General features: G+C 69.7%; 10 protein-coding genes. 2 read left to right on the top strand and 8 right to left on the bottom strand.

Translation table 11 applies throughout. The features are described 5' to 3' along the window. Positions 1 to 270 precede the first annotated feature (270 nt). Positions 271 to 558, bottom strand: a complete 288-nt coding sequence (locus ABD256_RS29860; protein WP_344426341.1) for an acylphosphatase — start codon at positions 556 to 558, stop codon at positions 271 to 273. A gap of 191 nt (positions 559 to 749) precedes the next feature. Here ABD256_RS29860 and ABD256_RS29855 point away from each other — a divergent pair, with 191 nt between their 5' ends. Continuing rightward, the gene (locus ABD256_RS29855) at positions 750 to 1,370 is read left to right on the top strand and encodes a hypothetical protein (RefSeq protein ID WP_344426338.1); all 621 of its coding nucleotides are present in this window, start codon (positions 750 to 752) and stop codon (positions 1,368 to 1,370) included. 6 nt (positions 1,371 to 1,376) lie between these two features. Here the strand turns inward: ABD256_RS29855 and ABD256_RS29850 are convergent, their stop codons facing one another. Genes ABD256_RS29850 through kdpF form a run of 6 tightly spaced genes read right to left on the bottom strand, consistent with a single transcriptional unit; the run spans position 1,377 to position 9,180 of the window. Beyond that, a complete protein-coding gene (locus ABD256_RS29850) occupies positions 1,377 to 2,078 on the bottom strand; it encodes a response regulator (protein WP_344426336.1) in 702 nt (233 codons plus the stop codon). Further along, positions 2,075 to 4,639 carry a DUF4118 domain-containing protein gene (locus tag ABD256_RS29845; RefSeq protein WP_344426333.1) on the bottom strand — a complete coding sequence of 855 codons (2,565 nt, stop codon included), beginning with the start codon at positions 4,637 to 4,639 and terminating at the stop codon, positions 2,075 to 2,077. The genes ABD256_RS29850 and ABD256_RS29845 overlap by 4 nt, the downstream gene beginning before the upstream one ends. Positions 4,640 to 4,685: 46 nt before the next feature. After that, the gene (locus ABD256_RS29840) at positions 4,686 to 5,285 is read right to left on the bottom strand and encodes a potassium-transporting ATPase subunit C (protein WP_344426331.1); all 600 of its coding nucleotides are present in this window, start codon (positions 5,283 to 5,285) and stop codon (positions 4,686 to 4,688) included. A 5-nt stretch (positions 5,286 to 5,290) separates the two neighbouring features. After that, entirely contained in the window at positions 5,291 to 7,390 is a 2,100-nt protein-coding gene (gene kdpB, locus ABD256_RS29835; RefSeq protein ID WP_344426329.1) for a potassium-transporting ATPase subunit KdpB, read from the bottom strand. Then, positions 7,387 to 9,048: a potassium-transporting ATPase subunit KdpA gene (gene kdpA / locus ABD256_RS29830; protein ID WP_344426326.1), complete on the bottom strand. Its 1,662-nt coding sequence runs from the start codon at positions 9,046 to 9,048 to the stop codon at positions 7,387 to 7,389. Before kdpA ends, kdpB begins: the two co-directional genes overlap by 4 nt. 30 nt (positions 9,049 to 9,078) lie before the next feature. Next, positions 9,079 to 9,180, bottom strand: a complete 102-nt coding sequence (gene kdpF / locus ABD256_RS29825) for a K(+)-transporting ATPase subunit F (protein ID WP_344426323.1) — start codon at positions 9,178 to 9,180, stop codon at positions 9,079 to 9,081. A gap of 370 nt (positions 9,181 to 9,550) precedes the next feature. Between kdpF and asnB the strand changes: the two genes are divergently transcribed. After that, positions 9,551 to 11,392, top strand: coding sequence for an asparagine synthase (glutamine-hydrolyzing) (asnB, locus tag ABD256_RS29820; RefSeq protein WP_344426320.1), 1,842 nt, complete (start codon positions 9,551 to 9,553; stop codon positions 11,390 to 11,392). A gap of 230 nt (positions 11,393 to 11,622) precedes the next feature. Here asnB and ABD256_RS29815 read toward each other — a convergent pair whose 3' ends face one another. Then, the gene (locus ABD256_RS29815) at positions 11,623 to 12,630 is read right to left on the bottom strand and encodes a hypothetical protein (protein WP_344426317.1); all 1,008 of its coding nucleotides are present in this window, start codon (positions 12,628 to 12,630) and stop codon (positions 11,623 to 11,625) included. Between the last annotated feature and the right edge of the window lie 149 nt (positions 12,631 to 12,779).

The following is a 12,779-nucleotide window of genomic DNA, read 5'->3' as shown; positions in this document are numbered from 1 at the left end:
ACGGGTTTGCCGACGACCGCGAAGGCGGAAACACGGCGGTAGGTGCCCTGGCCCGTAAACAAGCAGATTCGCCGGGGACAGCGAGATCGCCCCCACAGCGGAGGCGCGCGCGCCCTATTTTCACCTCTGGCAGGACGTCCCCGCCAGGGGACACAGCTGACCGAAGGGAGCCTTCGGGGCATACGCGGCGAACCTCACCTCGACCTCTGCCGGAGCAGCCTTCGGGGACGGTCACGCCGCGACCGGAAAGTCTCATCAGGAACGCCCGCGTCAACGCTCCACGAAGCCGGTGAGGCCGCCTCGGGGTTCGGACCAGCGCTCGGCGACGTGATCCACACTTCCGGGTGACTCACCGGACCGGAGGGCCGCCAACAACCGCTCACAGTTGTTTCGACTACCTTCCGCTACCACCTCGACACGGCCGTCCCCGAGGTTGCTCGCGCTGCCCACCAGGCCGAACTCGAGCGCTCTGCTGCGGGTCCACCAGCGAAAACCGACGCCCTGGACCGTGCCGCGGACCCAGGCGTTGAGCCGCACCTGTTCGTCTTTCACCGTCATTCCGGTCATTTTGCCGGATCACCCCCGGTCAAGATCGTTGCGGAGAGTTAACGGGGTTCGCGGACACGTTCGTGGAACGTTCACCGACAGTGGTACGGTCCCGTCCCGGGTCCGCCGCCTGGGCTAACTCGCCTGGGTGTCGCTCAGGCAGATTTTGCCGGATTCACCGCCGGACGCACCGAGGAGCAAGCATGACCCGACTGGGGTCACCGAAGGGCGGAAGCCCCGAGGGAAGTCGAGCCGAAGCCGCACCACCGCGCGAGCCCGGCACCCGCCTGCACCGCACCGGGTTCCTGCTGCTCGCCGCGAGCGGGCTCGTGCTCACCACCGGTTTCGCCGCCGTCGCGCAGATCTCCAGCCCGGCCGCGGACTCCAGCGCCACCGCGCCGCAGCGCGGGCTTGGCGGCCCGCAGCGCATTCCCGGCAACGCGCAGCCCGGCCAGGGCAGCGTCACCGTCAACGGCGAAGCCGTGCCTGGCGACCCGAACGCGCCCGTCACCTCGGCGTCGCCGACCACGGTGGTGACCATCGGCACCGACGGCCAGCCGACGACCACGATCCTGCCGCCGCCCGCCAACCACCCCGGCGTGCCCGTGCCGCCGGGCACCGGGCTGCCGCCCGGCACCGGCACGCCGCCGTGGACACCGCCCGGCAGCAGCCCGACGAAGCCGACCACCAAGCCACCGACGTCGACCAAACCGCCGACGTCGACTCCGCCGTCGTCCAGCAACCCGCCGTCGTCGTCGAACCCGCCGTCGACCGATCCGACGACGCCGTCGAGTGGTGGCGGGACCACGCCGACCACGCCGTAGTACGGCTCAGGCTTCGAAGCGGTAGCCCATACCCGGCTCGGTGAGCAGATGCCGCGGCCGGGACGGTTCCCGTTCGAGCTTGCGGCGGAGCTGGGCCAGGTACACCCGCAGGTAGTGCGACTCGGTCTCGTAGCTGGGACCCCACACGTCGTGCAGCAGCTGCTTCTGCGCCACGAGGCGGCCGCGGTTGCGCACCAGCAGCTCCAGCACGCCCCATTCGGTCTTCGTCAGGTGCACCTCGGTGCCGTCGCGGCGGACCTTCTTCGCGGCGAGGTCGATGGTGAACGCCTCGGTCTCCACCACGGCATCGGCGTCGCCCGGTTTCACCGTCGCCGAGCGCCGCACCGCCGCGCGCAGGCGCGCGAGCAGCTCGTCCATGCCGAACGGCTTGGTCACGTAGTCGTCCGCGCCCGCGTCGAGCGCCTTGACCTTGTCCGAGGAGTCCCCGCGCGCCGACAGCACGATGATCGGCACCGGGGTCCAGCCGCGCAGGCCCTCGATCACCTCGTTGCCGTCCATGTCCGGCAGGCCGAGGTCGAGCACCACCACGTCCGGCTTCGTCTCGGCGACCGCGCGCAACGCGGCCGCGCCGTCGTGCGCGGTGATCACGCGGTAGCCGCGCGCGGAGAGGTTGATCCGCAGCGCGCGCACGATCTGCGGCTCGTCGTCGACGACGAGAACCGTGCTGCCCTCTGCCTTCGGACTCATCGGATGGGCTCCACACTGTTGCTGCTGTGCTGGACGGGAAGGGAGATCACCACGGTCAGGCCGCCGCCGGGGGTGTCCTCCGCCCGGATCGAGCCGCCCATCGCCTCGGTGAACCCCTTGGCAACGGACAGCCCCAATCCGACGCCCGGTGTCGCGTCGCGATCGCCGAGACGCTGGAACGGGGCGAAAGCCGACTCTGCCATACCTTTCTTCAACCCGCGCCCGTGATCGACGACGCGCAGCTCCACCTGGTCGGCGTGCACGCTGCCGCGCACCGACACCGGCTGTTCGGCGCGGCCGTGCCGTAGCGCGTTGTCCACCACGTTCGCGATCACCCGTTCGAGGAGGCCGGGATCGGCGAGCACCGCGGGCAGCCGCTCGTCGACGCAGATCACCACCGCCTTCGAACCATCCACAGTGGACAGAGCGTGGTAGAGCACCTCGTCGTACCCGACCGGGCGGAGGTGCGGGCGCACCGCGCCGGTCGCCAGCCGCGAGGAGTCGAGCAGGTTGTCCACCAGCCCGGCGAGCCGGTCCGCCGACTCCTCGATGGTGGCGAGCAGTTCGTCGGTGTCCTCCTGGGAGAACTCCAGATCCGGTGCGCGCAGGCTGCCGATGGCGGCCTTGATCGAGGTCAGCGGCGTGCGCAGGTCGTGGCCCACCGCGGACAGCAGCGCGGTGCGCAGCTCGGTCGCCTCCGCCTTCCGTTCGGCCACCGCGGTCTTCGACGCCATCCTCTGCTGCCGCAACGCGAGCAGCGCCTGTCCCGCGGCGGCTTCGAGCACCCTCCGGTCGGCGGCGGGCAGCGCGCGGCCGCGCAGGGTCAGGTGCACCTCCGAGGTCACCGCGATGTCCACATCGGCCTCGTCGGGATCGCCGCACGGATCGGTGCCGACCTTCGCCACGCGCTTCCACGCACCGCCGCGCTTTTCCAGCAGTGCCACCGAACTGAGCGCGAAGTTCTCCTGGACCTTCTCCAGCAGGCGTTCCAGCGGCGCGGCATGGGTGAGCACGGTCCTCGCGTAGGAGGCGAGCAACGCGGCCTCGGTGCGCGCCCGCGCGGCCTGCGCCGCCCGGCGCGCCGCCCTGTCCACGACCAGCGCCACGAGCACGCCGACCAGCACCATCGCGATCAGCGTGACCACGTTGCGCTGCGCGTCCACGGTGAACGTGAAGTACGGCTCGGTGAAGAAGAAGTTCAACAGCAGCGCGGAAAACACCGAAGCCAGCAGTGCGGGCCCCAGCCCGCCGACGAGCGCGACGACCACGGTGGCGAGGAAGTAGTCCACCACGTTCGTGGAGAAGTCGAGCGACTGTCGCAACAGGACGCCGATGAACGTGGCCAGTGCGGGCACCAGCACCGCGAGGGCCCACCCGACGACCCGGCGGGACGGGGTGAGCGGGCTCGCGCTCAGCTTGGCCCGCAACCGCCCGCCCGCCCGCGAATGCGTGACGATGTGGACGTCGATCGGTCCCGAGTCCCGCACCACGGCCGCGCCGATCCCCTCGTCGAACAACCTGGCCAGCCTGGTCCGGCTGGAGGTGCCGATCACGAGCTGCGTCGCGTTGACGCCGCGCGCGAAGTCCAGCAGCGCGCTCGGCACGTCGTCGCCGACGACCGTGTGGAAGGTGGCGCCGACCTCTTCGGCCAGCTTCCGGTACTTGCCGAGCGCGGCGGGACCGAGCCCGGTGAGCCCGTCACCGCGCAGCACGTGCACGACCTGCAGCTCGGCGCCCGCCCTCGTCGCGATCCTGCTGCCGCGCCGGATCAGCGTCTCGCTTTCGCGCCCGCCGGTGATCGAGACGACCACCCGCTCGCGCGCTTCCCAGGTGTCGGTGATCTGCTGCTCCGCCCGGTACCGCTGGAGCGCGACGTCCACCTGGTCGGCGACCCACAGCAGCGCCAGCTCGCGCAGCGCGGTGAGGTTGCCCGGCCGGAAGTAGTTGCCGAGCGCCGCGTCGATCCGCTCCGCGCCGTAGATGTTGCCGTGGGCGAGGCGCCTGCGCAGCGCCTCCGGCGTGATGTCGACCAGTTCGAGCTGTTCGGCGCGGCGCACCACCTCGTCCGGGATGGTCTCCTGCTGCGCCACCCCGGTGATGCGCTCCACCACGTCGTTGAGGCTCTGCAGGTGCTGCACGTTGACCGTGGACAGCACGTCGATCCCGGCGACGAGCAGCTCTTCGACGTCCTGCCAGCGCTTCTCGTTGCGGGAGCCCGGCACGTTGGTGTGCGCCAGCTCGTCCACGACGGCGACCTCGGGCGCCCGCGCGAGCACCGCGTCGACGTCCAGTTCCTCGAACTCGTGCCCGCGGTGCGACGCGTGCCGTCGCGGCAGCACCTCCAGCCCGTCGAGCAGTTCGGCGGTCTTCTTCCGCCCGTGCGTCTCGACGAGCGCCGCGACCACGTCGGTGCCGCGGTCGAGCCGCCGCCGCGCCTCGCCCAGCATCGCGAAGGTCTTGCCGACCCCCGGCGCGGCGCCGAGGTAGATCCTCAGCTCTCCCCGGCGCCGCTGCGGCGAGGTGGTGCCCTCGTCCTCGCCGGTTTCCTCGCTCACGTCCACCCGATCAGTCTGCGCTCTTCGTGCCCACTCGTCGCTGTGTACGTCGTCACCGTGCGTGTTGCACGGCGAGGTTCAGCTCCAGCACGTTCACACCGGGCATGCCGATGCCCGCCGAGTGCGTGTTCGCGTCGATGAGCTGATGGATCTTGTCGACGGGCACCCCGGTGTTCGCCGCGACGCGTGTCGCCTGCAACGCGGCGTAGGCCGGGCTGATCGACGGGTCGAGCCCCGACGCGGACGCGGTGACGGCGTCGGTCGGCACCGCCTCCGGTGCCACGTTTTCGCGCTTGGCGATCAGGTCCCGGCGCTCGACGACCGTCTTGACGAGGTCCTCGTTGGTCGCGGCCTTGTTCGAACCGCCCGAGGTGGACGGGTCGCCGGGGCCGAGCGAGTCCTTCGAGCCCGCGGAGGGCCGGTTGTGGAACCACGGGTCGTGCGCGGGGTCCGCCGGCACCGGGTCGACCCCGATCAGCGACGACCCGACGGCGGTCCCGTTCTGCTCGACGACCGAACCCTCGGCGTTGGCCTGCAGGCCGGGAACCCGCGACACCAGCCACACCCCGAGCGGGTAGAGCACCCCGAGCAGCACGGTCAGCACGACCAGGACGCGCAGCCCCGCCATGCTCTGCTTCAGCAACACCTTCATGTGGATCAACCCATTCCGGGAATGAGACGGACGAGCAGGTCGACGAGCCAGATCCCGAGGAACGGGGTGGCGATGCCGCCGAGGCCGTAGATGAGCAGGTTCCGCCGCAGCAGCGCCGAAGCCGACGACGGGCGGTACCGGACGCCGCGCAGCGCGAGCGGGATCAGCGCCACGATGATCAGCGCGTTGAAGATCACCGCGGACAGGATCGCCGACTGCGGCGTCGCCAGGTGCATCACGTTCAGGCCGCCGAGCTGCGGGTAGATGGCCGCGAACATGGCAGGCAGGATCGCGAAGTACTTCGCGAGGTCGTTCGCCACGCTGAACGTGGTGAGCGCGCCGCGGGTGATCAGGAGCTGCTTGCCGATCTCGACGATCTCGATCAGTTTGGTCGGGTTGGAGTCGAGGTCGACCATGTTGCCGGCTTCCTTCGCCGCCGACGTGCCGGTGTTCATCGCGACGCCGACATCGGACTGGGCCAGCGCGGGCGCGTCGTTGGTGCCGTCACCGGTCATCGCGACCAGCCGCCCGCCCTCCTGCTCCTTGCGGATCAGGGCCATCTTGTCCTCGGGCTTGGCCTCGGCGAGGTAGTCGTCGACACCCGCGTCCTCGGCGATCGCCTTGGCGGTCAACGGGTTGTCCCCGGTGATCATGACGGTCTTGATGCCCATCGCGCGCAGTTCGACGAAGCGCTCCTTCATCCCCGGCTTCACCACGTCGGAGAGCCGGATGACGCCGCGGACCCCGGTGCCGCCCGGTCCCGATTCGGCGACCACGAGCGGGGTGCCGCCCTGCCCGCTGATCTCGTCGACGACGCGCTCGGTTTCGGCGGGCACCTCGCCGCCGCGGTCGCGGACCCAGGCCAGCACCGACGCGGTGGCGCCCTTGCGGACCTCGCGCTCACCGATGTCGATGCCGCTCATCCTGGTCTGCGCGGTGAACGGGACGAACTCGGCGAGCTTCTCGTCCTCGCTCGCCTCGGCAGGCAGGTCGTTGTCGCGGACGATCAGCTCGATGATGCTGCGTCCCTCCGGTGTCCCGTCGGCGAGGCTCGACAGCCGCGCCGCGCGCGCCAGTTCGTCCGGTGTGGACTGTCCAACCGGGACCAGTTCGGTGGCTTTGCGGTTGCCGAAGGTGATCGTCCCGGTCTTGTCCAGCAGCAGCGTCGACACGTCACCGGCCGCTTCGACCGCGCGCCCCGATGTGGCCAGCACGTTGCGCTGCACCAGCCGGTCCATGCCCGCGATGCCGATCGCTGAGAGCAGCGCGCCGATCGTGGTGGGGATCAGGCACACCAGCAGCGCGGTCAGCACGATCACCGACTGCTGGCTGCCGGAGTAGCCGGCCATCGGCTGCAGCGCGACCACCGCGAGCAGGAAGATGATGGTGAGGGTGGCCAGCAGGATGGTCAGCGCGATCTCGTTCGGCGTCTTCTGCCGCGAAGCGCCTTCCACCAACGCGATCATGCGGTCCACAAAGGACTCGCCTGGCCTGGTCGTGATCTTCACGACGATCCGGTCCGAGAGCACCGTGGTGCCGCCGGTGACCGCGCACCGGTCGCCACCGGACTCCCGGATCACCGGCGCGGACTCGCCGGTGATCGCGGACTCGTCGACGGTCGCGATGCCCTCGACGACGTCACCGTCACCGGGGATCACCTGGCCCGCCTCGACCACCACGAGATCGCCGACGCGCAGGTCGACGCCGGGCACGCTCTCCTCGGAGCCGTCCTCGGTGAGCCTGCGCGCGACGGTCTCCTTTTTGGACTTCCGCAGCGTTTCCGCCTGTGCCTTGCCGCGTCCCTCCGCGACGGCCTCGGCCAGGTTCGCGAACAGCACGGTGAACCACAGCCACACCGCGATGAGAACGGTGAACACGCTCGGGTCGGTGATCGCGAAAACGGTCACCAGGATGGAACCCACCCACACCACGAACATCACCGGGTTGGCGAGCTGGTGTCGCGGGTGGAGCTTGCGCAGCGCGTCGGGGAACGAGGTCAGGAGCTGCCGGGGGTTGAACACGCCCGCGCCGATCCGGCCGGGGTTCTCCCCGTGGTGCGGGGTCTCTTGAACCGCGGCACGCTGGGGCTTTTCGGTGGTGGTCATGCGAGTGCCTCCGCGATGGGTCCCAGCGCGAGCGCGGGGATGAAGGTGAGAGCGGCGACGAGTACGACGGTGCCGGTGAGCATCGAGCCGAAGAGCGCGCCCGTGGTGGGCAGCGTGCCCGCGGTCTGCGGCACCTTGCGCTGCGAGGCGAGCGAGCCCGCGAGGCACAGCACGGCGAGGATCGGCACGTACCGGCCGAGCAGCATCGCCACGCTGAGCGTCGACTCGAACCAGTCGCTGGTCACGGTCAGCCCGCCGAACGCGCTGCCGTTGTTGTTGCCGGTGGACGCGTAGGCGTAGAGGACCTCGGACAGCCCGTGCGGGCCGCTGTTGGTCATCGCGGCCGCGGTGTCCGGCATCATCAGCGCGGCGCCGGAACCGAGCAGCACCACCGTCGGCATCGCGAGCATCGCGATCGCGGCGCAGGTGACCTCGCGCTTGCCGAGCTTCTTGCCGAGGTATTCGGGGGTGCGCCCGACCATCAGCCCGGCGAGGAACATCGCGATGATCGCCATCACGAGGATCCCGTAGAGACCGGTGCCGACGCCGCCCGGCGTGACCTCGCCGAAGAGCATGTTCAGCAGCGGTATCCCGCCGCCGAGCCCGCTGTAGCTGTCGTGCATGGAGTTGACCGCGCCGGTCGACGTGCCGGTGGTGGCGTTGGCGAAGATCGACGACAGGCTGGTGCCGAAGCGCTGTTCCTTGCCCTCCAGGTTGCCGCCCGCGGCGAGCGCGGCCGGTCCGCCCGCGTGCGCCTCGGACAGCCACGTGATCGTCAGCGTCACGGCCGAAAGCGCGGCCATCACGGCGAGCAGCACGTAACCCTGCTTGCGGTTGCCGACGAGCTTGCCGAACGTCCGCGTCAGCGAAACCGGGATGACCAGGATCAGGAAGATCTCGATCAGGTTCGTCCACGCGTTGGGGTTCTCGAACGGGTGCGCCGAGTTCGCGTTGAAGATACCGCCGCCGTTGGTGCCGAGTTCCTTGATGACCTCCTGGCTCGCCGCGGGCGCCAGCGCGATCGTGCTGCCGCTGCCGTCGGGGTTGGCCACCGCGACACCGGACTTGAGGCTCTGCACCACGCCGAGCGAGACGAGCACGATCGCGAACACGAACGAAATCGGCAGCAGGACACGGATCGTGCCCCTGGTCAGGTCGACCCAGAAGTTGCCGAGCCGGTCGGTCTTCGAGCGGACGAACCCGCGCACCAGCGCGATGGCGACCGCGAGCCCGACCGCCGCGGACAGGAAGTTCTGCACCGTCAGCCCGGCCATCTGGGCGAAGTGGCCCAGCGTCGTCTCCGGTGTGTAGGACTGCCAGTTCGTGTTGGTCACGAAGCTGACCGCGGTGTTGAACGCGATACCGGGCGCCACCGCGCCGCGGCCGAGATCGAGCGGCAGCAGGGACTGCAGGCGCTGCAGCAGGTACAGCAGCACGACCGAGACGAGCGAGAAGCCGAGCACCCCGGCGGCGTAGGTGGTCCACCGCTGTTCGGAGTTCGGGTCGACCCGGAAGAGCTTGTAGAGACCGCGCTCGACCTTCCAGTGCTTTTCACTGGAGAAGACGCGCGCCAGGTAGTCGCCGAGCGGCTTGTAAGCCACCGCGAGCGCTACGAGAAGAAGGCCGACCTGCAGGAGGCCGGCCGCGGTGTCACTCATCGTATTCCTTCACGGGACAGGGCTCCGCCATCAGAACTTCTCGGGGCGGATCAAGGCGATGAACAGGTAGACGATCAGGCCCAGCGCGAGCACGCCGCCGACGATGTTCGCGACCGTGCCGACGCCGTTCACAGCTTCTCCATGCCGCGCAGCGTCAGCGCGAGCACCACGAAAACGCCGATCAGGAGAACGGCGTAGAGCAAATCGGCCACGGCTTTCCTTCCAAAACGGGCACCTGCCAACACGGGTCACCCCATCGGTGACCACGACCGTGCTGACTCTGCGCCGGTCACCCGCTGTGCTAGAGGGCGTCTGACGGCTCCTTGACGCGGCGGGGGACGGCCTTTACGGGATCTTGAGGCTTCGTGACACATGCCACATGAAGTAATCGAGTCCGGACGGAGCGTGCAATCCGGGCAGACAACGGCGGCGATCTGCGTTACAACAGTGTTACGCATAGTTGTAATTGCTAACTATCTTTCGATCGCCTCGGAGGACGCCAATGTGCGGTATCACCGGTTGGGTCTCCTACGACTCCGACCTCACGCAGCGCCGGGACACCATCGACGCGATGACCGGCACGATGGCGTGCCGCGGACCCGACGACTCGGGTACCTGGGTCCGCGCCCACGCCGCGCTCGGCCACCGCAGGCTCGCCATCATCGACCTCCCCGGCGGCAAGCAGCCGATGGCCGTGCAGACGCCGAACGGCGCCGTTTCGATGGTCTACAGCGGTGAGGCCTACAACTTCTCCGAGCTGCGCCACGAACTTGCCGGCAAGGGCCACGAGTTCGAGACCGACAGCGACACCGAGGTCGTCCTGCACGGTTACCTCGAATGGGGCGAGTCCGTCGCCGACCACCTCAACGGCATGTACGCCTTCGCGATCTGGGACGAGCGCGACGAGAAGCTCGTGATGATCCGCGACCGGATGGGCATCAAGCCCTTCTACTACTACCCGACCCGTGACGGCGTGCTGTTCGGCTCCGAGCCGAAGGCGATCTTGGCGAACCCCCTCGCGCGCAAGATCGTCGACGCCGACGGGTTCCGCGAGCTGATCGGCTTCACCAAGAGGCCGGGCTGGTCGCTGTGGAAGGACATGTACGAGGTCGATCCCGGCACCATCGCGGTGGTCGAGCGCGACGGCATCCGCACCCGCACCTACTGGCGGCTCGACGCCAAGCAGCACACCGACGACCAGGAGACCACGGTCGAGCGCGTGCGCGAGCTGATGACCGACATCGTGCGCCGCCAGCTCGTCGCCGACGTGCCGCGCTGCGTGCTGCTCTCCGGCGGCCTCGACTCGAGCGCGGTCACCGGGCTCGCCGCGGCCGCGCTGGCCGAACAGGGCGAGCAGGTGCGCACCTTCTCCGTCGACTTCTTCGGGCAGGAGGAGAACTTCAAGGCGGACGAGATGCGCGACACCCCGGACTCGCCGTACATCCGCGACGTCGCCCAGCTAGTCGGCTCCGCGCACCAGGACGTGATGCTCAACCCCGGTGACCTCACCGATCCCGCGGTGCGCCGCGCGGTGATCACCGCCCGCGACATCCCCGCGGGCATGGGCGACATGGACACCTCGCTGTACCTGCTGTTCAAGGCGATCCGCGGCGAGTCGACGGTGGCGCTGTCCGGCGAGTCGGCCGACGAGGTGTTCGGCGGGTACCGCTGGTTCCACGACGAGGCGGCGGTCAACGCGGACACCTTCCCGTGGCTGGCCTTCCAGAACGCGATCACCAGCGACCGGCACGCCCTGCTCGAACCGAAGCTGCGGGAAACGCTCGACATCCCCGGCTACGTCGCCGACCAGTACAAGACCGCCGTCGACTCGGTCGACCAGCTCGACGGCGTGAGCCCGCTCGAACAGCGCATGCGGACCGTCTGCAACCTGCACCTGACCCGGTTCGTGCGGACGCTGCTCGACCGCAAGGACCGCGCGTCGATGGCCGTCGGTCTCGAGGTCCGCGTCCCGTTCTGCGACCACCGGCTCGTCGAGTACGTCTACAACACCCCGTGGTCGCTGAAGACCTTCGACAGCAGGGAAAAGAGCCTGCTCCGGCACGCGACCAAGCACGTGCTGCCGGACTCGGTGCGCGACCGCGTGAAGAGCCCGTATCCGTCCACACAGGACCCCGGCTACGCGGCGGCGTTGCAGCAGCAGGCCAAGGAGGTGCTCGCCGAGCCCGACAACCCGGTCTTCGGCCTGGTCAACCGCGCGTGGCTGCAGGACGCGGCCGAGGTGGACGCGGCCACCATGCCGGGCACGACGAGGAACGGCATCGACCGCGTGCTCGACCTCTACCACTGGATCGACCTGTACTCACCCGAACTGCGACTCGGCTGAGCCTTTCGGTCCCCGGCGGGCTGCTTTGCCCCTGATGGCCACCATGACGGCACTGGACGCCGTCATGGTGGCCATCAGGGAATCTGACGCCGCATACGCCGCCCTCACGGCGTGCGGAGGGGCATGAGCACGGGCGGATTCTTGCGAGGGGTGAGTTCGTGGCGTCCAGTTCCCTGAAGGTCACCTTCGGGGTTTGAGGGGCGTCCACGAAACCTCGTGGCGGTCGCGGATCAGCGGCAGGTCCAGCGGAGGGCGAAGTTCGCGGCGGCGTCGTGGCCGTTGCCGACCGCGAACCGGCCGGTGCCGCCGAGCGCGACCGGGGTGAAGAACAGCGCGCCGTCGGGGCCGGGCAGCGCGGCCTTGGCGCCACCGGACCAGATCGTCGGCACGATGTCGAGGCCGTGCTCGCCGGTGGACTCGCTGCCCACGATCGTGCCGCGGTCGCTGATCGCGGTGGGGCTGCCGTGCTCGGCGAGCGGGACCGGTTCGCCGCGGCCGGTGCGGGCGTCGAGCACCACCATGCGCGGCTCGCCACCGGAACGGTCCATCGCCGCGATCCGGCCCCGCGCGACGTCGTGCAGCACCACGCTGGGCTCGCCCTGCTGGTCAGGACCGTATCGGCGCACTTCGCGGCCGTCGGTTCGCCACACGACCTCGGCCACGTTCGGGGGCACGTCCCCCACGGAACCGATCACATATCCGCCGTCGTCGATGTGCACGGCGGTGGCGAAGTCCTCTTTGCTGTCGAGGTACACCACGCTCCGCGGCCGGTCGTGCGGCCACACCACGGCACGCTGCGAAGTGTCCGAAGTGGACAGAACACCGGTGATGTCACCGGCCCGGTTGACGTCCACCGCGTCGGAGCCGCGGTCCGCGGCGCCGGGCAGCACGGTGGCAGTGCCGTCGCGCCACACCGCGGCGCGACCATGTCCGTCTTCGCCGGGTGTGCTGCCGACGATCATTCCGCCGGGCCCGATCGCGGTCGGGTCGAAGGCGCCGAGGTCGGTGATCGTCCCGTCGGCGCGCCACAGGTACCCGTGCGGGCCGGACTTGCCCGCCGCGATCCCGACCGCCGACCCGTCATCGGCGACATCGGTCACCGAGGCGGCGGTGGTCCCGTCGGGAAGCGGCAGCTTGGCCACCGAGCACCTGACCCCCGGCGCGGCCACCGCGGGCGCGACCGACGTCAGGACCAGCCCCGCGACAGCGAGCGCGACCGCACCGACCCTGCGCGACATGAGACTCCCAGAAAGTCAGGCACCGAAGACATCTTCAAGCCACGCAGAGGCTACCGGAGCCGAACAAAGCATCCACAGCCTCACCCCACCCTGGCCGCGATCAGCAACCGTGCCTCACCCTCGACGGGCGCCGGCCCCAGATCGGTTCC

The sequence above is a fragment of the Amycolatopsis minnesotensis genome, from assembly GCF_039529815.1.
Lineage (GTDB): Bacteria > Actinomycetota > Actinomycetes > Mycobacteriales > Pseudonocardiaceae > Amycolatopsis > Amycolatopsis minnesotensis.
This window is presented reverse-complemented; position numbering and strand designations above follow the sequence as displayed.

What these genes read in the sequence shown, in the direction of transcription:
- ABD256_RS29815 (WP_344426317.1), bottom strand. Translation starts at nt 12,630, where the DNA reads ATGTCGCGCAGGGTCGGTGCGGTCGCGCTCGCTGTCGCGGGGCTGGTC.
- kdpB (WP_344426329.1), bottom strand. Translation starts at nt 7,390, where the DNA reads ATGACCACCACCGAAAAGCCCCAGCGTGCCGCGGTTCAAGAGACCCCG.
- asnB (WP_344426320.1), top strand. Translation starts at nt 9,551, where the DNA reads ATGTGCGGTATCACCGGTTGGGTCTCCTACGACTCCGACCTCACGCAG.
- ABD256_RS29850 (WP_344426336.1), bottom strand. Translation starts at nt 2,078, where the DNA reads ATGAGTCCGAAGGCAGAGGGCAGCACGGTTCTCGTCGTCGACGACGAG.
- ABD256_RS29860 (WP_344426341.1), bottom strand. Translation starts at nt 558, where the DNA reads ATGACGGTGAAAGACGAACAGGTGCGGCTCAACGCCTGGGTCCGCGGC.
- ABD256_RS29840 (WP_344426331.1), bottom strand. Translation starts at nt 5,285, where the DNA reads ATGAAGGTGTTGCTGAAGCAGAGCATGGCGGGGCTGCGCGTCCTGGTC.
- ABD256_RS29855 (WP_344426338.1), top strand. Translation starts at nt 750, where the DNA reads ATGACCCGACTGGGGTCACCGAAGGGCGGAAGCCCCGAGGGAAGTCGA.
- kdpA (WP_344426326.1), bottom strand. Translation starts at nt 9,048, where the DNA reads ATGAGTGACACCGCGGCCGGCCTCCTGCAGGTCGGCCTTCTTCTCGTA.